We start from the raw sequence: 22952 nt of genomic DNA on the forward strand, positions 1-22952 counted from the left end.
TTGGAGGGTTCAGGCAATGCTCGTAGCTTTTCGCCCTTTAATGGCTATCTGGCTACGGTTATCTGAATCAATGGAGATACACTCAGAGGAAGGATCGGACTTCCTGCTTTCGGACGTACCTACTCGGCTTGCGTATTGTTTGTACTGCTCCCACGCCTCCATTAAGGTCGGCTCCAACCTCTCCCACTCGACTTGAGCAGAATGCAATGAGAGCATATCTCGATCAACGTATCTAGCCAGAAACGCACTAAACAAGTCTCTATGCATCACAACCCCTGTCGCATCTTGATGAATTCGTTGCGATAGGGATTTTTTCATGCGACTCCCATCTAAATGAGTCTGAGACAGCGCAGTTTTCTGGGTAGAAAACTTAATTACTGAACCCTTAGCACTTTCAGCCTTGCGAGTCAGTTCTGACATAAAAAAACTGGGGGACTTTGCAGATATAGCTTTTCCGTAGCGTTTCTGCCATCCCTTCACTGAGACATTCTCAGTTTTAATGTCTTTCCCGTGTCGTAGAATTTCGTTAGCTAATCTACGGTTTTGGGACTTAGCATAAGATGTTTTCCGGTGTTCTAGTTCACGTTTTTTACGTGCCAGTTTTTGATAATTTTTAGATTGATTCCATTTGCGTCTACCTTTCTTAATAGTTCCTTTTTTCTTAACAGTCTTGTTCCCCTTTTTGCACAATAAATCAGGGTTATAATTATCAGGGTTGCTGGTGCGGCGAGAGCGTTCCATTTTGCGTTGAATAGCTTTTATCTCTCGTTCAAAAGTCGGAACTCCCTCAGCAAATGGCAATAGTCCGGCATGACTATCAGCAACGAATGCTACATTGGAAACATTTAAATCGATTCCAAGCGTTCCACTCGAAACATAATTTTGTGGTTTGGAAAATGGTTGCCCTTGACAAATTAATTGAGCATACCATCTACGCTTTCCATTCAATTCTCGCCACAAAATACGAACATACTTGATGGTAGAAATTAGTCCATGCTGGATAACACAATCGTTGTCAGGGATTATGCCATCTATGGCAAGTTTGCCCCAAACAATTTGATTAGATTTCCACCTAATACCCGATTTATTACTTTTACCCTCCATTGACCGAAAGCGTGTAGGTACTTTATACCTAACAGACTTAGCAAGCCCAAACAGAACTTTCTCGCTAGCCTTAAACGCTCTGGTAGCTAACTTTTGTTGAGTATTAGAATCAACTTTTTGTGAAATCCAATTAGAACGAGTAGCTGTTAAAGTTACATAATAATGAAGGTCGTATTCAGAATAGCGGTAGGCTCGTCTTGCTTGCTTAAACGCTTCATCTCTGTGTTTACCTTTGGGAAGTTTTTTAGCTGCTTGGTAGGCTTGGGAGCTTTTAAGTAACTCCATTCTTGCCATTGATTCGTTCAAACAAGCATTGTAGAGTTGTCTACCAGCCTGAAATCTTGCAATTAGTTCTCTTTCTTGCTGGTTAGAAACCTTTAATTGAATTTCGGTAATAAAAGATGGAGTTTTGCTTTTTTTCAATCAGTCTCACCTCCTTAGTTTATTAAAATTAAGTAGGTCAACCAAAAAAAACGTAAGATAGATAGAGTGCAGAAATTAAGTGATAGCTTATGCCTAGCGCGTTAAGAATAATACTAACTGCTGAAGAAGACCTGACACTAAAAGAACTCAGTTGTGCAGATAAAGTACCACGTCGAACCAAACTTAGAGCGATCGCTTTGCGCCTCAATGCCCACGGATGGAATGTACCTCAGATTGCAGAGTATTTAGGTTGGGCACAACAAACGGTCAGGCAGACAATAAAACGTTGGCAAGTTCAGGGGTTAGGAGGTTTGTGGGAAGCGCCAGGACGCGGAAAAAAACGAAGTTGGCAACAAGAAGATTGGCAAGTAGTAGAAAAATGCTTGGAACAAAATCGTCGTTACAGTGCCCGCCAGCTAAGTCAAAAGCTATTAGAAGAACGACAAATCGAGTTAGGAGCCGAACAAATTAGGCGACTACTCAAAAAAAGGGGTGGTGTTGGAAACGTATCCGCTACTGTCCAGCTTTAAGTCTCAAGCCAGAATATTTACAAGCCAAACGCCGAGATTGGGAATTAATTAAGCTTTGGGCACAATTAGGATTGGTTTGTTTAAAGTACTTGGATGAATCTGGTTGTTACTGCACTAGTCCCACTGATTACACTTATGGGCGTAGGGGAGAGCAAAAACGTATTCGCCAAAATAGACGACGCGGTAGGCGGATCAACATCTTCGGTATATGGGAGCCGCAATCTAGTTTTGATTACGCTTTGATGCTTGGAACATTGAAAGCACCAACCTATGTCCAACTCATGGATTGGCAAGCTCAAATTGCTGCACACCGCTTACTGGAAACTGGACAAATTACCGTCATCATTCACGATAATGCTTCTGTTCACAAAAGTATTTTGGCTCGCCAGCAGCATCAACGTTGGCAACAGCAAGGGTTGTACATCTTTTTTCTACCTCCCTATAGCCCACAAATGAATCGCATTGAAGACGAATGGTTGCATCTCAAACGTGATGAGCTTGCTGGCCGAGTTTTTGAGGATGAATATGAATTAGCGATCGCTATTATTGATGGTATAGAAAATAGAGCCGTCCAAGGTCAGTACCAAGTTAAACGTTTTATGTTTAATTAGGTTGACCTACTTACCATCAATTTGAATATGTATAATAAGCAAATAAATTTGCCGCGCCGATTGTCTAAAACTGGGAACACTCAGAGTCTTTTTCTGGAAGGTCAAATATGATTACGAAGTTTGCATTAGGAATTAGTTGACGTAAAACCTGTAAATGTCCGTCAGCATCAGACCGACTACGGAATCTACAGACAACGCTTCTTTGCATATTGGGTAATAAACGGGTAATTACCCAAGGGCATAAACGCTCTTTATAAACCATAAAGAAGACTTGAATGATAGAAGTGTGCTATTAAATACTTATCCTTAACCGGAAGCCATTTGGCTGCCAGTTGTTCACAAATAATGTAGTCCAATTAGGTCACACCTGTCAAGAGGCAATGTAGTCCAATTGGCTGCCGTCGATGCTTCTGTATTCCTCTAGCATGGTTGGAAGTATGGGAAAAGCAGGTAAAGTTCTGAAGCAAGTATTGGAAACTCACGATATTAGCCAAGGCAGGTTGGCTACGGTGCTGGGGGTTGCACGTTCTAATGTTTACCGTTGGGTTAACGAGGTTAGAGATCCAAACTCTGAGACGGTTTTGAGTATTGTTGAGGCGCTACGAGAAATTGACCCAAGTGCTGCTGAGGAGTTTATGGGCTTGTATGTCAGTGACTCAACCACAGAGGAAGATAAGCTTACTCTCTCTACTGAGTTCACACAAGAAAGCCAGATAAATTTGATGAGCAGTGACCTTGTAGGACTACCTCAAATTGAGGGGCTAGATGTTTCTGCTCTCTCTCGATTATTTGCAAACACTACCAATTCATATAAGTATATTTTTTTCTTATCTCTTTTAGATATTTTAGTTAGACACAAATTTGACGCATCTTTACCAATCAGCTTTAGAGAAATAACAATTGAGATGTTAGCTACCGCTTGGTATCCCAATAGTTACTTCAACTTATCTTTTGGAGTACAAGACCAAATTGCTAACAAACTAAATTTATTAGATATAACAATTAGTGATACAAGCTTTAAGGATGCTGATAAAAGCGAATTAAGAGCAAAAATAAGTCAACAAAATTTAGATGATATGCTAATAGGGCAATCATCTTTAATGAGATATGTACCCTTTCGATTAATCAGACCATTCTTTACGCATTTATTAGGCAAAGTAAAAACTGATGATGAAGTAAATAAAAAAATCATCCCTTTAGCTAATAGTTACTTTGATACTCTCAAGCCACTGTATCGGTTTGATGGTAGTTCGCCTAATCAATGCCAGTTTATTAATTTTCATCCTGAATGGGTTTCATATATAAAACACAATTATGTAATTGTGCGTTCTTGGGTATCCTGGGAATGGCTAAAATATATGCAAAGGCGTAATACTAGCGTTCCCGCCGTTAGTAATAAACTCTTTCCACCACAAAAAAGAGAATCTTTAGAAAGACAGACAGAATACTGGAAAATAGTATTACAATTTACTACTATCCAATGTATTTACTCTGGGAAATTTATAGATATAAATGATTTTTCTCTTGACCATTACTTACCTTGGTCATTCGTAACACACGATAATCTTTGGAATTTAGTTCCAACTTTACCAGATGTCAACTCATCTAAATCTAATAATCTCCCTTCAAGTATTTACTTTAGTGCTTTCGTAGCAATGCAGCACAAAGGGCTGATTATTTCTCATGAAAATATGAAATCGCCACAATGGAATAAATATATTGAGTCATATATAGCTGAACTCAAAATTCCTGATAAAAATGACCTTCTTAACTTTGAAATGCTGAGAAATGCTTATGAGCTGATCATCATGCCTCAAATATCTTTGGCAACCATCCAGGGATTTACACCTAACTGGTCTTACAGATAGAAACTTACAGCAATTTTTTTTTAAATATCGTTCAATTAAGAAGGCTTCAACCAGACACTGTTGGCTTGTCTGCCAGACACTGTTGGCTTGTCTACCAGACACTGTTAGCTTGTCTGCCAGACAGAAACTAAAACCTGACTAAAATTTTCAAAAATACTATATAGAAAATTTCAAAAAAATATGGGTTGATGCTCATCATCCCAAATGAATCTAAACATTGTACGTTCATTTTGAGCAAGAACGGCGTTTAATCTTGGTAAACAGTAAGTAGCTAATGGGTGTAATGGAAAACAACCTTGTACTACCTTCTGCTGCAACCATTCACGGTCAACGCTACCTGTTGCACGACTTCCCCACAAGCGCATAGCTAAAGTAAGTAAGTCATCTTGCTGTGCTTGAGCATTATCAAACAAACGCTCGCTGGGGATAAGTTTAGCAATGGAAGCACTTATCAATTCTTCCGTGTTTTGCGATCGCAACTCATTTTGAAGGAAACGTCCACCACTACGTTCCAACGCGGCTTGTGCTTCTTGAGTGCTACCTTGGGCGCTGGCAAAACTTTGTAAACTAACTACATAAAAATGCAGTTGATTTCTTCCAGAACGCCCAGCAGCTTCTGCTAAATTATCAATACCTTTCGTATCCACAACTGCGGTTGAAGACTCACCCAGTTTTTGTAGCAAATGTGTAAACTCATCCGCAATCACAAAAATACCACTATATTCACCTGCTTCTACCAGCTTTTGCGCCACTTCAAAAAACGCTTCTGATGGTCTTTCAATCACAGCAGTTGGTTGAAAAGGTGTGCCACTAGCTTTCTGGGCTGCGGGACGAAAAATACCTAAAGCTGAGTCAGCACGGGGGCTTTTTAACTCATTTTTGAGTTGATTTAATGTCCGACGAAAATCATTTTCTAAAATATCTGATAATCGCTGAATGATATCAGGATAATCACTTTCCCATGTTTCAATCTGATTTAAAGCCGCTTGATAATAAGTATTACCCAGTAAATCTTCTAAATTATTTTCCTCAAGAGCATCAGCTAAACCACGCAAGACAAAACTATTAAAAGTAATGGCTGTATCTGCTTGTAAAAGTACAAGTAAAAAAGGTGGTTTTTCTAAGCGAGCATCATATATGGCTTTTGCTTTTGAATCATTCAAAAGCCGTAGTTTCTGAAAAAATGGTTTTAAAAGTGGGTCGTCGGCAGAGCGTGTGATATAATTTGCAATCATCAACATCAAATCAGATTTACCCGTGCCGTAAGTACCGACAAAGGAACGGGCGCGTTGTTCGGAATTAGATTGCAGACTATCCCGAACACTCATAAAGATGTCGAGAATTTCTGGAGTAGGGATATAGTTTTCAACGAAGTGGCGGTTCTGTTCCTGATCAAAAAAGTCATTCGGTAGTTGGACGGAAGGTTTAAATCCACCTTGTACTCCAACTAACTCCCCCATCCTTCGTGTCATAGCAGTATTTCCTCTGGCATCTCAAATATATGATTTTGACTCATTCCAGACAGTATTTTCCCTAACTCTAACTTTGCGTGCTTGCGAGTTACCAACACCACACCAGTCCGCAAATCGGTAGCACGCCCAACTTGCCTAAAAAACACCTCTTGCTGTTGCGGAGTCCACCAACCTAACAAAGGTTCAATCTCATCAACTACAACAAACTCAGCCGCAGTATCATTACATACTAACTTTAATATTCCCAAAGAGTCTTCCGGACAATAGGTTTCTTCCCGTCCAATCAAATTTTCTAAAAAGTCTGGGTCAAGTGTAAAGTTGATATATTTCCAACCAGTACGGTTACAAAGCGCTCGGCAAAGGGAAGTTTTTCCAGAACGGGGCTTTCCAACAACCCAGAGAACGCGGTATCGAGCTTGCTGACTACATACCAAGCGGACTTGTTTCTCAAGTGAATCAAGCAGAGTATCAAATTTCATCGCTGGCTGTAGTAACGTTCTAGTAACAGGTGTGGTGGTTCCAAATACAGTCGGTTGACTGGCTCGTGTTGTGTTTGTGAAAAACTTAAACAGCCCAAACCTGTTAATTCGCTGACAAACTGACGCACCTGTGGCTCCGAAGCTTGGCAAATATGCCCCAGGCTACCTTCTTCCTTACACAATTGGGGGAAGCTTAAGGTATTCGTTTGATTGTAATGACGCCGCCACCAATCAAATAACACATACCCTATTACCAAAATTTGTGGGAAATTAGGGGAAGCTACGCTGATGGTGGTTTTTTCTTTACCTAAAATCCCTAATTTGCTAAACCCTTGCGGGCGTATGTATGTACTAATAGCTGTGGAAGGGTCTTTTTTTAGTGCGGAGCGATTTTTAACTTCATCCCCCATAACACTGGCAAAATACGAAGTAAATTGTTCAGCAGTGAAACTCAAGCCAGGTGAAAGAAATTCATTCATCAGAACACGCCACGCTTGAGAACATTCAGTGTGTTTAGTGGATAAATAATAATGCAGTATCCATTGCGTTCCCAAATCTGTTAAATTTGGGTCGTAATTAAAAGCTAACTTGCCAAAGGGTGTTAGTTCGTAGCTTCGTCCCCGTTGACGTTGTTCTCCTAGCGTTGCTAAACCCGTATGACGTAACCACGCGGAAAATCCTTCTGCAACAGGCCGATTAACACCCATACAAGTCGCCAAAGCATCATGACCCAGTTCAGGCTGAGTCTCAACGCATTGTAAAGCTGCGCTTAGACGTTTCAAATCTAAATTAAAATTTTGATAAAAACCTATTGTTTTTGCCAAGAGTTACACCTTTTACTTTTAATGGTTTATTTCCAAAACAGAAATTTGCGTCAATACATATAGTTCAGGACTTACGCACTGAAGACGTAAAATCAAGTTTTGAGATTGCCGCGCTTTAGCTATCGCTATGCTTGCAACGGACGTAATTCGGTCGCGGTGCGTGAATCCTAGTTATGCTTCACCCTCCTAGTGCTTACCACGCTTATAGCAGCAAGCCACAAAAGCATACGGATTGAGCAGGTTTAGCGCTACAATTTCCAAGTATGATTCTAATGTAAGCGCATTTACTTATCATTCTCAAGTTAGGAGTAGTCATTAACTCGTTGCTGCCTACTGATACACCCAATCAAAATTATCCTATCTATCTCGACTGCCACTCAACAACCCCGGTTGATAAGCGGGTTGCAGAATTGATGTTGCACTACATGACCAAAGCATTCGGTAACGCTAGCAGCATCGATCATAGCTATGGCGATGAAGCAGAACAAGCGGTTTCTCAAGCAGCTATTCATGTAGCTAAATTAATTAGAGCTTCACCAAAAGAGGTAATTTTTACATCAGGAGCCACTGAAAGCATCAATTTAGCTATTCAAGGCAGCATCCTTGAAAAAACCACTAATAAAACCAGACTTTGCATTGCTGTCTTACCAATTGAACACAAAGCAGTTTTAGATACCTGTTATGCACTAGCGAAAAAAGGATTAGCTGAAGTTATAAACCTGCAAATTGATTCAAAAGGCAGATTAGACTTAGACCATGTAGAAAAAGTCTGTGCATCAGGGCTATCATTACTATGTGTAATGGCAGCCAACAATGAAATTGGCAATATTTATCCTATCCAAGAAGTTGGAAAAATAGCTCAAAAATATAACATTCCTTTTTTATGTGATGCTTCCCAAGCTGTGGGAAAAATCCCTATGAATTTTGAAGAATGGGGCATTACTTACCTAGCAATTTCTGCCCATAAACTTTACGGACCAAAAGGCTCAGGAGCTTTGGTTGTGAGAAAGGGATATCAACTTAATCCCATTTTATTTGGTGGTGGACATCAAAAGGGATTAAGGTCAGGTACTCTCAATGTTCCTGGTATTGTTGGGTTGGGAGAAGCTTGTCGCCTAAGACTACTAGAAATGGAAGAAGATGAATGGGCGATCGCTGAACTGAGAGATAAATTACAAAGCCTGTTACTAAGTAAAATCCCTGGTTTAATCCTCAATGGTGATGTTAACTCTCGGTTATCTGGCAACCTCCATATCTCCATTCCTGATTTTCCCAACAGTGTAATCATTGCTAGAGTCCGTAATAAACTAGCTATCTCTACAGGTTCCGCTTGCTCATCGGGTGTAGAAACACCTTCTCATGTTCTTCAAGCTATGGGTTTACCAACAGAAGTTATTGAAGGGGCACTGCGTATTGGCATAGGTAAATTTACAAATTCCTTTGAAATTGAACAGGCAGCAGAAATTTTATCATCAGTAGTCCACTTAACTCGTCCAATCATGTTTTTCCAGTCTTAGCATTATCAAAAGTTACTCCTAAGAAACACCTACCGAATGTGTTTCTTAGGAGTAAAGGCATTATTTACTCAACAAGGAAGAATGCCATCTATCCAATGTATGTAGCTAGTATCTTTATTCATACAACTTTGAAGATAGCGATATTTATCTATTAATTTATCACCCCATTGTTCTGGTATCTCTATGAGTTGAAGTATTAAATAAGCAATGAGACTAGAATAGATTTGAATTGTGATTCCATTGACATTCTTGGTAATAAGCTTGTCAAGCTTTAAGTGCATTTTTAAGAACTTCCATAGCAATTCAACACCCCAACGACATCGATAAATTTCCATAACTTCTTCATTTGATACACCAGCTTCTTCTCCTCGTTCGTCAGGAGAAATAAGTGAATTTGAAGTAGGCAAGTTTGTAACGAGACGATACTCTGTTTTCGTTTCCATATCGCAGAAACTGACAACTCTATACAAGCCCGAATTTTTAGTTGTACCAACTTTAATCAATTCGTTTTTTTTATCAAATTCTAGTTTCCAATTATTTTTTATCCTTAAAACGAAAAACTTATTTTCTTCGCTAAGTCGTTTGATGAATTCTAATCCAGCAAAGCCCCTATCCATAACACCAACAGCTTCTGGAGGTAAATTTGACATCATTGACGAACCATATTTAGCATCATGGTCTTGTCCAAAAATAATCAAATTATTATTTTCTGGTGTCCCTTTCGTCAAATTCAATGAACTGAATAATTTGACTTGGTGATAACCTGCAATCCATAGCAATTTGCTAGTGAGTGTAATGATTGTAGAATCGAAATGATTGTAGAATCGATAGGACAAATCATATAATCTTTATCATGCTTGTTCTTTTTAATTTTATTAATTATCTGATTTAAATGTTGATATATCTTGATAAATTGTTCTGGACTTCGATGTTTATTCGCCTTTGAAAAGGTAGATATATCGGCTTCATAACCTGTATTGTTTAAACGTTTAAATAAATCACGCATACTTTCTAGACTATTATCTAGAATAAATCCTATCCAGTATGAGACAAATAATCGAGTATTTAAAACCGGGTAATCATTTTTTGGCAAGTTACCAAGAATATTTTTGACAATTTTTGGAAATGAATGTACAATCACATTAATATTTATTTTATTAGTTTTATAGCTCCAAAGTATCATATTTGGGGCTATTTTTATTTAACTTTTTTTAACATTCAACACTTGTGGCATATACTCGTAGCAAGGTGACAGGTGAATACCTGAAAAGTCGGGGAGTCGATGGGGAAAAAATTCAAGTTATTCCCAATGGAGTGGATACCGATATTTTTCACTATTATCCCTCTTTTGTTACTACGAGGAGAGAAAAATACTATCTCTACTCTGAAAACTAAACAAAATAATGAATTGTGCGGTCGCGTCTTAATTTTGTCATTTAAATTCCTTTATTGAAAAAAGACGTAAATATAATAATTTCGGATTATTCTTTCCCCAAGGTAACAAAAGAGGGATTATTGTTCAGATATCTCCCATCCTTGTTCCCATCCTTGGCAGATGATATATTTTGGCACATTGTCGCCTTGGCAGGGAGTAAATTTAGCCATCGAAGCATTAGCTTTACTCAATCGTGATATTCCTACTCATTTAACTATTATTGGGCAAGGGAAGCCATACCAAATAGAGCTTTGTCAACAATTAGTAACAAAACTTCAGGTTCAGGAAAAAATTCAAATTCTGGAGCCAATATCGCAAAATAAATTAGTAGAATATATCCACAGAGGAGATGTGGTACTTGCACCTTTGACTGCTAGCGATCGCAACTTGATTCAAGGTTGTTGTCCTCTGAAAATTCTCGAAGCTATGGCGACAGGTACACCAGTAGTTGCCAGCGATTTACCAGTGGTGAGAGAGTTAGGAACAAATGGGGTAGATTTCTTACTCGTCAAACCAGGTTCAGCAAAAGCCATCAAGGATGCAGTGTTGCAATTGTACCACGATAGGGAACTAGGAAAATATTTAGCTGCCCATGCTCGCCAACGCATCGAACAGTTTTACACTTGGGAATGTGCGGGAAATAGTTTAGTGAAAGGATATAAATCAATTCAAAATTAAAGACAGTCACTCTCTTTACTCCATGCGATGATTGAGTTAGGAGTTAGGAGTAATAAGTAAATTCATGAATCATATTCATTACTTTTTCAATTAGTTGCTGTACCTCATAAACATTGAGTTTACTGTCATATCAGGGGTAAGATTGCTTCATTCCTTAATCCAATCCCAAATCTAAGATTCTCCAGAGTTGCTGCTTCTCCTGGTTCAAAGAATATTCTTTCACAATACAACGGCGAGCTGCGGCTTTAATTCTCTGTTTTTCACCCTCAGACAATTGCAGATATTCTAAAACTGCTTCCCCCAGTTGATGCAGGTGCGATCGCCGCAAAATAAAGCCATTTTCTCCATGAAAAATTACCTCAGGAATACCCCCTGCATCACTACCAATACACACACAACCACATCCCATTGCCTCTAATAGGGCATTTGGCATTCCTTCCCACAATGAAGGTTGCAAGTAGACATCCACCAACTGCAAATATTCTGCCACCTGCTGACTATCCTGGGAATGTCCTGTAATAATTATTCTCGAACCATCTTCAGGGTACTGCTGTCGATAAGTTTGTAACATCGACTCCTGGGATGCTCGCACCTCCCCAATAATTAATAAACAAGCAGGATATTTTTCCCTCACCCTCGTCAACGCACTTAGTAAAAATTGTTGCCCTTTCTTCTGTCGTAACTCTCCACAAAAACCTAACACCACCTCACCCGGTATAATTCCTAAGGATTCTGCCAACTCCCTCTTCCCTGGCGCTGGTGTAAAAATATTTGAATCAATCGTATTTTTTAATACTATTACATCATCCCTACCACTCAGTACAGACAACTTTCGCCCCATATCTGCACTCACAACAGTCAGCAAATTTGACTGTTCCAGCGTCCACCGCAAGCGAGCAAAATCTCCCGGGGGAAACATTTCCTTGTCAATATCATTACCACGGGCACTAACAATACTGCGTATTCCCTGCAATTTGCCAAACCATACAGCTAAAAAACCACTGGGAAATAAATAATGTCCCCATATCAAATCATACCCATGAGTCTGCTGTAACCATTCCATAACATTTACCGTGTGGGGCATTGTCATATCCCAATGACGATATAATCCTATGCGGTAAACCTGACAATTTTCTCCTATCTTTTCACAGGGAGATAATTCACCTGGTTGTAAATAACGACTCCACGTCAAGACATCAACCTGTACACCCATGGTACAAAGACTAGTGACAATCCTTGTCGCGCTTCTGGCAACACCCCCAATATCCGGTGTAAATCTTTCGGTGATTAATAGTAGACGCTTCATGGAATTAATCCAGCACGTTGAAAAAGCTTAGACACACAAGAAAGTAATATCATGTCCAGTTGAATACTTATAATTTAAGGGAGCAGAGAGCAAGGTGCAGGGTGCAAAGGGAAAGAGAATTTTCCGATTTCTGTATACACAAGTTATTGTGCGGATATGAGATGAAACATAATTTGGTAAATAGCAGGGACTTCATTTTAGTTTAGTATTGTTTCACGTATCTCTAAAGATCGCGTAGCGGAACGAAGTTGTATCGCTTTGTAGATTGATGACATAAATATCTATCTAATTGACTATTTTTGTTGAGGTGATTTTCTGCTAATGAATCCTCTACCCTTCAGGCGATCGCAATAATGGTTTTTCCAATGCACAATAAAATCTGGAGCTAATTTTGCTTATGATCGCAAGTGAACAAAAGCTAATAACGGACTGACATATCCTAAAAATATTATGTCATCGCCGTGTAACTCCGTGACTGACCACAAGGAGAAGCAAAGTTGAAAAAAATCAGCCTTCTTCTTGCACCCTATGCTGTCGCAGTGTTGGCTGTAGGAAGTGCCCTGTTATTAACACTCTGGTTAGAACCTGTACTGACACCGACTTTATTTCAATTATTTTTTGCGGCGGTAGCAGTTAGTGCTTGGTATGGTGGAATGGGAGCAGGATTATTAGCTACTCTGTTGTCAACTGTGGCTATTAGCTATTTTTTCTTAGAATCCATTTCTTCACCAGCATTATTGGCTGTGGACAATATTCTCCGAATGGGGATATATATTTTTGTCACAACTTTAATTAGTTCTCTTAATTCTAAGTTGCGCTCTGCCAAACAAGGGTTAGAAATCAGCTTACAAAAACTGCAAGCGAGTGAGTCAAAATTCCGCCGATTGGTAGATGCAAATATTATAGGTGTGATTGTCGCTGATATCCGTGGGGGAATACAAGAGGCAAACGATGCTTTTTTAGATATGGTGGGTTACAGCAGGGAAGATTTAGCCCAGGGGAAAGTGCGTTGGCGAGAAATGACACCGCCGGAATATGTAGAATTGAGCGATCGCTCGATTCAAGAATTGCAGTACAAGGGAGTATGTAAACCTTTTGCCAAGGAATATATCCATAAACAAGGATACCGTGTCCCGGTTTTGCTGGGTTCTGCCTTATTAGATGATTCCCCAGAGCAGGTAATTGGTTTTGTTTTAGACTTAACCCAACTTCAGCAGACAGAAACTGCCTTACATCAAAGTGAAAAGCGGTTTCGACAATTAGTTGAGTCAAATATTTTTGGGGTGATTTTTGCCGACTTCGAGGGTGGTATCCACTACGCAAACGATTATTTTCTCCAGATGGTAGGTTATACCCGCGCAGATTTAGCCGCAGGTAAAATTCGCTGGGATGAAATGACACCACCGGAATATTATGATTTAAATCAACAGGCAATTCAGGAACTCAGAACCCTAGGTTACGCCACACCCTTCGAGAAAGAATATTTTCGTCAAGATGGTACACGAGTACCCATACTTCTGGGGATTGCCACCATTCAGAATCCAGGTACTCGCAAACCAGAAGTTGTAGCTTTTTATCTAGATTTGAGCGATCGCAAACAAGCAGAAGCCGCATTACAGCAACGGGAAGAGGAATTGCGGTTAATTACCAATGCTTTACCTGTTTTAATTGCTTACGTAGACAAGGAAGAATGTTACTGTTTTAACAACCAAGCCTACGAACATTGGTTCGGTATCTCCCCAGCAGAAATCCTGGGCAAGTCGATGCGTGAAGTGATTGGGGAATGTAATTACCGATTGATTCAACCCTATATTCAACAAGTTTTATCCGGGGAGGAAGTCAACTATGAAATTCACATCCCCTGCACCCAAGGCAATGATAACTACATTCATGGTACGTATATTCCCCAGTTTGACCTAGAGGGCAAAGTTAAGGGCTTTGTTTCCTTAGTCAGCGATATTACAGTACGGAAACTAGCCGAAAAAGAACGGGAAGAACTCCTGGCACGGGAACAGATAGCGAGGGCAGAGGCAGAGGCTGTCAACCGCCTCAAGGACGAGTTTTTAGCCACCATTTCCCACGAGTTACGCACCCCCTTGAATGCCATGACGGGGTGGACACAATTATTACGTAGTCGCAAATTTGACGAGAATATCACCAGTAAAGCCCTAGAAACCATCGATCGCAATACCAAAAACCTGACAAGTATTATCGAAGATGTATTAGATGTATCAGCAATTATTCGGGGTGAACTACGTTTAAATATCTCTCCCATCGATTTGATTGCGGTAGTCATGGCAGCAATTGATACTATCAAGCCAGCAGCAAACGCCAAGGAAATTTCCCTAACTTGGGATTTAGATCCCACCGTCGGGATTGTCATGGGTGATAGCGATCGCCTACAACAAATTGCCTGGAATTTACTCTCAAACGCGGTTAAGTTTACCCATTCTGGGGGAAAGGTGAATATTTCTTTGAAGCGTCAAGATTCCTGGGTAGAAATTCGTGTGCGAGATACGGGAGAAGGGATTGCTGCGGATTTCCTACCCTATGTGTTTGAGCGTTTTCGGCAAGCAGATGGTTCAAGAACCCGTTCCCATGGAGGATTAGGTTTAGGATTGGCGATCGTGCGGCATTTAGTGGAATTGCACGGGGGAACAGTGAAAGCTGATAGCTTGGGTATAGGGATGGGCACAACATTTATTGTCAGTTTGCCAATGAAAGAGGTGAGTTGTTAGTGAATGGAAAGATAAGATGACTGTTTAAGATACTGCCTTCTCCCTTCTTTGGCTATGCAGCCACACCCAAATTGTAATTAAAACTGCCCCTTACGCCTTTTCTGCTGACATAATGACTAATATTAACGTAATGCTTTCTGGTGAGTGACGTGTCTGATTCTTTGTCTTGGCGGGAAAAATACCTTGCTCTCATTGATGAAATTGTCGAAACCACTCTCAAAGGGAAGATTAGTTCCACCGAACAGGTGTATCAAATGTTGTTGTCAGGGATAACAGCAGGAACAGGAGAAATATTTGAGATGGTATTGAGCGATCGCCTCACAGCTGCTCAAACCCAATTAGATGGGGAAACCGATGAACTCAAACAAGCCAAAGCAACCCGCTCCCTACGAGCTATCAAGACAATTTCTACCCAGTGGCAACGGGCACAGGAGCAAAATAAAGCCAATGAAATCATCGCCACAGCTGCCAGAGAAATTATTACCGCTTCATCCGAGGAACGTCTGACTATCTTTTTGCGTGTCACCGATCCCAATCAAAAACATCCCCTAAATTTGGCACAAATTCAGCAGCTAGCCAAGTCTCTGCAACAATTTGCCCAAGCTGATACAGATTTACAAGAAATATTTCAAGGTGTCAGCTATGGTATCTCTGCATGGCAACGACTGCAAGATAATTTAGTGAGTTGGATGTATGAACAGGGTAGGGAATCCCTCGGTTTTGGCGGTGTACCAGGGGAAAGTGGTCCCTGGGCGACTTGGGGCAAAAAAGTTAATAGTGAGCTTCTGGGGGCATTTTTCCGCCACCTGGCAAGGGATGGTTCAGTAGTGGAATTTGCCCAACAACAACAGCTTTCCCTGGGACAATGGATTGAAATCGCCATTGTTTTACAGTATTTGCAACGGGGTTTAGTTAATTGGTTCGACCAACAGCCCTACAATGTCAAAGCAGGTTCTAAGCTATCGATTTCTACTTTTTTAACCTTTGCTGCTATTTGGAGCCAGTTGGCTAGTGGCTTTAGCAATAGTCGCTACCGCAATGCAGCTTCCCAAATCATGTTACAAATACTGCGCAACTTTTCCCAAAGACAGTATTTCCCCTTGTATGGGGGGATTTTCGCTTCCTTCTCCGGCAGCTATTTACGGGATACCTTGAACTACTTTGATGAACCCTTGCAACAGGTAGAGGGAACCCAGGAGAAAGCCAGGATATTAACCCTTTTAGGCTATTCCCAAAGGGCTTTAGGGCAGTATGAACGCGCTCGAAATTTCCATCAACAAGCTCTCGAAATTGCCCGCAATGCTGGCGATCGCCCCTGCGAAATTGCTAATTTAAATCATCTCAGTCGTACCTGGGTGCAAGAAAAAAATTATACCGAAGCCATAAAATCTAGCCAACGGGGATTAATTCTCAGTCGCCAAGCTGGAGATAGAACCGGGGAAGCCAATGCCCTGGTAAACTTGGGTTATAGCGAAGTTATGCAAGCCCAGCAGCTAGAACAAGCAGAACCTGAAACCTACGAAAGCGCCATTAATTATTTACAACAGGGTTTAAAATTAGCAGAGCAATTAGGAGATGTCCAAAGCAAAGCTTTATGCTTGAGTAGTTTGGGTGTAGCCTACCAAGTAATTGGTGACAATGAAAATGCCATCCAGCATTTAGAAGCCGGTTTTAATACAGCACAAATTTCCGGAGACTTGTATTTACAGGGTTTAAATTTAGCCAACTTAGCCGAAGTCAATTATAGTATGGCTAACTTTGAACGGGCAATTTATACAGGTTGTTTAGGGATGTATCTGCTCCATCAAATTACTTCCACTGAATGGCGCAAACCTGCCGGATTACTGACAATATTACAGGGACAAATCGGTACAGATAATTTTCAAAAATACCTAGAACAAAGTCGCCCAAAAATTATTTCTGTGATTGGCGTTGATGGCTATGATTATTTACCTCAACTTTTAAGAGAGTATTAATTTTTTGTTATCTACAATCAGAGATATGGTAGTAGCAAACCAGCAATATGTTTACATTACGTAACATAGAAATTCTGACATCTGTGACAGATAGATTTTTTCAAATCTAAAATTATTCTCACGAAAAATTTAACTGAAATTCAGCATATTTACCGAATGCTTTTTAGCTACAGACAGGAGAGCCTAGAGAAATAAATAAATCTCTAGAATAAATTATGTCTACACAAAATGTTACACAAACGACAGGAGAGCAGCCTCTTGTTAGTCAAATTTCTGTGGCTCCAATTCATCAGATAAAAGCTACTAATATAAAATCATCTCATAAGCCTTTTACTGAACTATACCGGATGCTGCCACCTCTACGATAACGGCAGTTTAGTTATTTCAAATTACTTTAATATTAGGGAGATTGAATTGTCAACGCTTACTTTAAAGCGCCTATTTCTTGCTGGGGAAATCGATGGTTTTTTGGCGCTAGCTTTAGAAAATTTTGTCCAGGTAATGCTGATTTTGAGTCTATGTCAAGGTGTATTAGGTTTTACCCCAGACATGATTTATGAACGTATCTTACCAGGAGTTGCATTAAGTGTATTTTTAAGTAATTTTTTTTATGGCTGGTTGGGATATAACCAGAGCAAACAGCTTTCACGCTACAACATGACTGCTTTGCCCTCTGGGGTAAATATTGTTAGTCTCTTGGCTCATATTTTTTTAGTCATGCTGCCAGTAAAAACTAACGCGATCGCTCAAGGAGTTTCTACACAACAAGCCGCAGAAATGGCTTGGCAAGCAGGGATAGTAGCGTGTCTAGCATCTGGTTTCATCAAGTTAGCTGGGTTGTGGGCGATAAAAAGTCTCCAGCGTTTCATCCCTTTAGCCGCTCACTTATCAACTTTAGGTGGAATTGCCCTGACGTTTATGGCAATGGGTTTCTTTATGCGGACATTTGCCTATCCAGTCGTGAGTTTAGTTCCTTTGGGAATTATCTTATTAGCTTATTTTGGTAAAGTTAAGTTTGCCATACCTGCGGGTTTACTGGCTATTCTTTTTGGTACTGCATTAGCTTGGGGAACAGGTTTAATGCACTGGGATAATTCCCAATTAATCGATGCTCTCAAACCAATTGGCATTTATACACCTGGTATTTGGTTAGGGAAATTATGGCAAGGACGAGGTTTTTTAATTGAATACCAAGCTGTAATTGTTCCTTTAGCAATTTTTGATTTTATTAATGGTTTTCAAAACTTAGAAAGTGCAAAAGCTGCTGGTGATTCCTATCCCAAAATGCCAGCTTTAATGGGACATGGTATTTTTACTATTGTTGCTGCTATTTGTGGCTCTTGTTTTCCCACCACCATATATACAGGTCATCCCGGATGGAAAGCAATGGGAGCAGGATTCAGTTACTCTTTTTTGAGTGGGATTTTTGCAGCAATTCTTTCCTTAACTGGTACAGCTTCTTTACTGGGCTATTTTATTCCTCTAGAAGGGGGGATGGCAGTTCTGATTGCTATTGGTATCTGTATTGTTGCTCAATGTTTTACTGTGGCTCCAGTCCGTCATGCACCAGCAGTTGTTATTGGTTTGTTGCCAGCAGTTGCTGCTTGGGGGACACTTATGGTTAAGGTTGCTCTGCAAATTGCAGAGATGGGTACAAAAGAGCGTCCCTTAACTCCAGAATTAATTACACAATTTCAACTGAATAACTTATTTATTGATGGAGGATTTGCTCTTGAACAGGGATATATACTCACTTCAATTATTCTTGCTTCTGTAATGGTACACATCATTGAGCGTAATTTTCATCTCGCAGCAATTTGGACTCTAATTGGCTCTGCACTTTCTTGGTTTGGTTTAATACATGGCTATCGTTGGACTGAGACTAGTACTGTAGGTGTTTTTGCCTGGGGTGCTGGAGGTGCTTGGGCTATTGGTTACTGTTTGCTTGGCATTCTCTTTTTCTATGCCCATTATCAGGCTAATTTTTCTCGTGATGTGGAATAAATCTTATAGCGTTTCCCAATCAGATGAAATACAACCCCACCCGCCCTATCGGGCACCCTCCCCCGATTTTGGCTACGGTGTACACACAAGTGGTAGCTGTAAGGGTTTCAGGCGTTATAGACCCCTTAAATTGTCATTACGAGCGCAGCGATAGCGGAGCGAAGTAATCACATAATCCCGTGGTTTTTGCGATTGCTGAGTCGCAAAGCGACACGCTGCGCGAACGTCGTTCCTCCTCGCAATGACAGGCTTCCAGAGCGATCGCACAACCTAAATCTAAATGACGAAACCAAGTGCTAGGGGAAATTTTAAGACTTGTGTGTACACCGTAGCCCCGATTTCGGGGAGGGTTGGGGAGGGGTTCTTCTATACCTCACTAGAATGAGAAACGCTATATCTATTAAAAATTCCTGAAAACTCTTATTGCAGATAATATATGAATATCAATTTTTTCACAAATTCTGCTCCATTACTCCGCCGTAAACCGTCTAACCCTCAGTATTATAGTCACTATAAATATTGGTTTATTGACTGGCAAATTGGCAAATATCAGATATATTCAAATCTATATACTCAAATAGATTTAGCTTGTATTCTTTGGGCTTTTTTAGTATTTATTATGTTTGTCACTGCACAATTTTTCCCAGTTAGTTGGGTAGTGCAAACTGTTTTATGGTCAGCACTCAGTCTCATATGTCTGATAGCGATGATTCGTTGGACAAAAAATTGGGTGACAGTAGAGTGTGTCAACTGGTTGCTGAATTTTTGGGTAGTTCTAGTTATCGCTGGACTTCTCTGCACTAATTTGAGTATTTTCCTAGGTTGGGGGATAGTTTTAATACACCTTTGTTCCTTATGGTTGGGAGTAGCTTCTGTCGGTTACTTGTTGACAGGAATAACATTACATTCTCGTGCTTTAATCGTAGCAGGGATATTTCACCTCTTAGTGATTTGGTTTTTACCTTTTATCAGTGCGTGGCAATTTCTATTTACTGGAACTTTTATGGCTTTTTTTTTAGTCATATTAGCTGAATTTCAGTGGGATAGATATAAATAATGTGTGACAAATAGGGCTTAGGGAAACAAGAGCATAAACACCATATTTTTACGGGTGGAAATTTATGTAGTTAAGGAGCGCCTTCCCGCAGGGTATTATCTCTAAATCGTGTATTTTTGCATCAGAAATAAAAAACAATTTATATAAATATAAAAACATTAGTAATTGGAATAATTTAATAATACTAGACAATCATTTGATAACGTCAATTGCTCAGGATTAAAATAGATAATGTGGCATTTTTAAGAGATAGAATTGATGATTTCCGGAGCAATTAATCCTTTGTGAATTGCCATGATTGCCGCTTGGGTTCTATCGCGTACGGCTAATTTTTGCAGAATAGCATGGACGTGAACTCTCACAGTACCGGGTGTGATATAAAGAAGTTGGGCAATTTCTTGATTATTTTTACCTTTGGCGATCAAAGCAAGAATTTCTTGTTCTCGGTTGGTAAGATAATTTTCTTGTTCCTCAGTTTCGTGAGATTTTGTTGGCAAGATAGCGGTTTGATTACCTTCAAAAACAGCACGAATTTCCGAAGTGGCATTTTTATCCCACCAGGAAGCACCAGCAGCAACAGAACGTAATGCCAAAATTAAATTTTCTGCGGGAATACCTTTGAGACAATATCCTTGTGCTCCGGCTTCAATTAGTTTAGCAATTAAGGGTTTTTCTGTGCGGGAAGTTAATACTAAAATTGGTAAATGGGGGTGTAGTTGTTTGATTTGCCGACAAGCTTCAATCCCACCAATTCCTGGTAAACCAATATCTAATAAAACGACATCTAGCAGCAGACGATTTGTCATTGCTACTGCGGTTTCACCATCCTCTGCTTCTGCAATAATTTCGATGCCCGGTTCTTGTTGTAACCTTGTACATAAACCAAGGCGAAATAATTCATCATCTTCAACAAGTAAAAGTCGCATTTGGTCAGTAGTTATGAATCATGAGTCTATCATCCCATCTTTCCTAATCCCCTGATGGTGGAGATGTCGGTAGACGAAAGACAAACATTGCACCCTTGGGAGAAAGATTCTCTGCCCAAATTATACCCCCGTGAGCTTCAATGATTTGGCGGGTGAGGTACAAACCTAAACCTGAACCACTGGCATGGCGATCGCCATCTCCCTGGTAAAATCTTTCAAATAGATGGGGTAATTCTGCTTCTGTAATACCACTACCACTATCAATAATTTTGACAATCTGATAAGTGGAGTAATTTTCCCTAACAATTTCTACCCTGCCCCCACGGGGTGTATGATTGATGGCATTGATGAGTAAATTGCTGAATACCCGTCCTAATTGTAGTTTGTCACCATTTACCCAGAGGGCACGGCGAAAATCAGAGGCTCCAGAGTTGAGGGAAATATATACTTGACGGTTTCTAGCAACTTCTGCCAGGGTGGTAATTGCTTCATCGGCAATGGTTACTAAATCTACTACTTGACAATCTAATTTCAATCCCTCGGCATCAATCTGATAAACATCCAAGAGGGTTTCCAGAAGTTGTAAAGTATTGCGATGACTACGAGTGATAGTTTCAATAACTTTTTGTTGGGTAGAGTTGACTTCCCCAAATAATCCATTTTGAAAAGACTTAAGGGTTTCAATAGCACCCAAGAGGGGAGTTTTTAAGTCATGGGTGAGGGTAGAAGTGAAATCTTCCCGCATCTGTGCAAGTTGCACTTGGGAATTTAGCTGTGCTTGGGTGTAGGCGATCGCCTCTTCATTCCGACGGTTGCGCGCACTTAAACATCCTGTAACAATTAAAGCAAAGGTGGCGATCGCTCGATTGGCAATTGCTGATAGGGTGATGATTTGCCAGTTGGGAATAAAAATATTTAGTAAGGTAAAACCGCAAGCAGCAACGGTGACGATGAATACTGCACGACGATTCAATTGTGAACTGGCTAATAAAATTGTTCCTGTATAAAGATAACCAAAGACATATTCCGGTGGAGTCAGATATTCTAAGGTAATAACAATTGTAAAAGCTATGATCATTAGCCAGTAAATACCCTGGGGATGATTTCTTTTCAAGATTAAGTGTCCATGATTACCAACCACTTGTCATTATCCGGGATATTTTTGTAACTAGGTAGGGAATAAACACAGTCTATATCTAGAGATATAGGATTACTCCTGGATTTTGTCATCAAGACAGGGTTATCTATAATTCCCAAGCTGGGTGTTATGAACTCTATTCACACATCTGAAAGTAGGATATTTTGCCAACACAAAAAGTAAAAGTCCTATACATATTGAATATATCTCCCTATATATAATTCACCAACCATAAAATATATCAATTATCTAATAGAATTAGCGCAGATTTTCCAGTAAAAAATATTTATAGCTTGATTTATCTCAATCTGATGTTTATGAAATTTACTCCTATTCCTAACTCAGACTGCAATTTCCAAGGTCGAGATTTAAAGCCACAATTAGTGAATGTCAAAATTCAGTTAAATAGTCTTTACTGTGGAATAAATTTAAATAAAATAGCTCTACCTAGAGAGTGTTTCTGTATTGGCTTAATTCGTCAAGGTACAATAATTTCAGCTAGGGACAATCCCAGGATTTACTGTGGAGATAATATTTTAGTTTTGGCGATGGTCAATAATTCTATTCCTGCCTTAAAAATTCTTCTCCATCAAAACCATCCAATTACATGGTCAGAATTTCAATGTCCTCTGTAAAATCTCCTAAAAATTTTATTCCTATCCAGCATTTCATCCTAGAGGCAGATAATATGGAATATTACCAAAAAACTGTAAATTCATGATTATATAAACAAGTTTTATTCCTAATCATGAAATTTATGGAACCACATCTGATAGATTATTTAATAGTAATGGCAGGTAGTCGAGGTAAATTATTTGTTGGAATCATTACAATTTACCTTATCCCCTTGCACCCCGAAATCAAAG

At 39.8% G+C, this 22952-nt stretch carries 19 protein-coding genes and 1 pseudogene; 11 read left to right on the forward strand and 9 right to left on the reverse strand.

Translation table 11 applies throughout. The features are described 5' to 3' along the window. Positions 1-9: 9 nt before the first annotated feature. Positions 10-1527, reverse strand: coding sequence for a hypothetical protein (locus tag IJ00_RS03115; RefSeq protein ID WP_035149974.1), 1518 nt, complete (start codon positions 1525-1527; stop codon positions 10-12). 89 nt (positions 1528-1616) lie between these two features. On the opposite strand from IJ00_RS03115, the gene IJ00_RS03120 reads away from it, so the two are divergent. After that, positions 1617-2057 carry a helix-turn-helix domain-containing protein gene (locus tag IJ00_RS03120; RefSeq protein ID WP_035149977.1) on the forward strand — a complete coding sequence of 147 codons (441 nt, stop codon included), beginning with the start codon at positions 1617-1619 and terminating at the stop codon, positions 2055-2057. Between the two features lie 89 nt (positions 2058-2146). Further along, positions 2147-2668, forward strand: coding sequence for a transposase (locus IJ00_RS03125; RefSeq protein WP_238178549.1), 522 nt, complete (start codon positions 2147-2149; stop codon positions 2666-2668). Positions 2669-2732: 64 nt separating this feature from the next. Here IJ00_RS03125 and IJ00_RS27485 read toward each other — a convergent pair whose 3' ends face one another. Then, positions 2733-2930, reverse strand: a complete 198-nt coding sequence (locus IJ00_RS27485; RefSeq protein WP_082127247.1) for a hypothetical protein — start codon at positions 2928-2930, stop codon at positions 2733-2735. Between the two features lie 175 nt (positions 2931-3105). Between IJ00_RS27485 and IJ00_RS03130 the strand changes: the two genes are divergently transcribed. Further along, a complete protein-coding gene (locus IJ00_RS03130) occupies positions 3106-4536 on the forward strand; it encodes an HNH endonuclease domain-containing protein (protein WP_082127410.1) in 1431 nt (476 codons plus the stop codon). Between the two features lie 170 nt (positions 4537-4706). On the opposite strand, the gene IJ00_RS03135 is transcribed toward IJ00_RS03130, so the two are convergent. The 3 genes from IJ00_RS03135 to IJ00_RS03145 are packed head-to-tail and all read right to left on the reverse strand — an operon-like array spanning position 4707 to position 7311. Further along, positions 4707-6008 carry a hypothetical protein gene (locus IJ00_RS03135; protein WP_035149981.1) on the reverse strand — a complete coding sequence of 434 codons (1302 nt, stop codon included), beginning with the start codon at positions 6006-6008 and terminating at the stop codon, positions 4707-4709. After that, positions 6005-6487 carry a hypothetical protein gene (locus IJ00_RS03140; protein ID WP_035149983.1) on the reverse strand — a complete coding sequence of 161 codons (483 nt, stop codon included), beginning with the start codon at positions 6485-6487 and terminating at the stop codon, positions 6005-6007. Before IJ00_RS03140 ends, IJ00_RS03135 begins: the two co-directional genes overlap by 4 nt. Beyond that, complete coding sequence (locus IJ00_RS03145; protein WP_035149984.1) at positions 6484-7311, reverse strand: DUF4007 family protein; 828 nt, start codon at positions 7309-7311, stop codon at positions 6484-6486. The genes IJ00_RS03140 and IJ00_RS03145 overlap by 4 nt, the downstream gene beginning before the upstream one ends. Before the next feature lie 323 nt (positions 7312-7634). Here IJ00_RS03145 and IJ00_RS03150 point away from each other — a divergent pair, with 323 nt between their 5' ends. Further along, positions 7635-8828, forward strand: coding sequence for a cysteine desulfurase family protein (locus IJ00_RS03150; RefSeq protein ID WP_238178421.1), 1194 nt, complete (start codon positions 7635-7637; stop codon positions 8826-8828). A gap of 68 nt (positions 8829-8896) precedes the next feature. Here IJ00_RS03150 and IJ00_RS03155 read toward each other — a convergent pair. Beyond that, positions 8897-9969: pseudogene (locus tag IJ00_RS03155) on the reverse strand (IS4 family transposase). Positions 9970-10055: 86 nt separating this feature from the next. Between IJ00_RS03155 and IJ00_RS29370 the strand changes: the two are divergent. Continuing rightward, positions 10056-10223: a hypothetical protein gene (locus tag IJ00_RS29370; protein ID WP_201782660.1), complete on the forward strand. Its 168-nt coding sequence runs from the start codon at positions 10056-10058 to the stop codon at positions 10221-10223. Between the two features lie 160 nt (positions 10224-10383). Then, positions 10384-10941 carry a glycosyltransferase family 4 protein gene (locus IJ00_RS03160; protein ID WP_052754368.1) on the forward strand — a complete coding sequence of 186 codons (558 nt, stop codon included), beginning with the start codon at positions 10384-10386 and terminating at the stop codon, positions 10939-10941. Between the two features lie 154 nt (positions 10942-11095). Here IJ00_RS03160 and IJ00_RS03165 read toward each other — a convergent pair whose 3' ends face one another. After that, entirely contained in the window at positions 11096-12247 is a 1152-nt protein-coding gene (locus IJ00_RS03165; RefSeq protein ID WP_035149986.1) for a glycosyltransferase family 4 protein, read from the reverse strand. A gap of 497 nt (positions 12248-12744) precedes the next feature. On the opposite strand from IJ00_RS03165, the gene IJ00_RS03170 reads away from it, so the two are divergent. The 4 genes from IJ00_RS03170 (at position 12745) to IJ00_RS03185 (ending at position 20022) form a co-directional block, all read left to right on the forward strand. Continuing rightward, positions 12745-14985 carry a PAS domain S-box protein gene (locus IJ00_RS03170; RefSeq protein WP_046814705.1) on the forward strand — a complete coding sequence of 747 codons (2241 nt, stop codon included), beginning with the start codon at positions 12745-12747 and terminating at the stop codon, positions 14983-14985. 149 nt (positions 14986-15134) lie between these two features. Continuing rightward, positions 15135-16961 (forward strand): tetratricopeptide repeat protein, encoded by a 1827-nt coding sequence (locus IJ00_RS03175; protein ID WP_035149987.1) that lies wholly within the window; start codon positions 15135-15137, stop codon positions 16959-16961. Positions 16962-17375: 414 nt separating this feature from the next. After that, complete coding sequence (locus IJ00_RS03180) at positions 17376-18965, forward strand: NCS2 family permease (protein WP_339366862.1); 1590 nt, start codon at positions 17376-17378, stop codon at positions 18963-18965. A 436-nt stretch (positions 18966-19401) separates the two neighbouring features. Continuing rightward, complete coding sequence (locus tag IJ00_RS03185; protein ID WP_238178422.1) at positions 19402-20022, forward strand: hypothetical protein; 621 nt, start codon at positions 19402-19404, stop codon at positions 20020-20022. Between the two features lie 242 nt (positions 20023-20264). Here IJ00_RS03185 and IJ00_RS03190 read toward each other — a convergent pair whose 3' ends face one another. Further along, positions 20265-20948, reverse strand: a complete 684-nt coding sequence (locus IJ00_RS03190) for a response regulator transcription factor (RefSeq protein ID WP_035149991.1) — start codon at positions 20946-20948, stop codon at positions 20265-20267. Positions 20949-20991: 43 nt separating this feature from the next. Continuing rightward, positions 20992-22026 (reverse strand): sensor histidine kinase KdpD, encoded by a 1035-nt coding sequence (locus IJ00_RS03195; protein WP_046814946.1) that lies wholly within the window; start codon positions 22024-22026, stop codon positions 20992-20994. A gap of 377 nt (positions 22027-22403) precedes the next feature. Here IJ00_RS03195 and IJ00_RS03200 point away from each other — a divergent pair, with 377 nt between their 5' ends. Beyond that, complete coding sequence (locus tag IJ00_RS03200) at positions 22404-22721, forward strand: hypothetical protein (RefSeq protein ID WP_046814706.1); 318 nt, start codon at positions 22404-22406, stop codon at positions 22719-22721. The last annotated feature ends 231 nt before the right edge of the window (positions 22722-22952 follow it).

Origin of the sequence: Calothrix sp. 336/3, assembly GCF_000734895.2 — a bacterium.
Classification (GTDB): Bacteria; Cyanobacteriota; Cyanobacteriia; order Cyanobacteriales; family Nostocaceae; genus 336-3.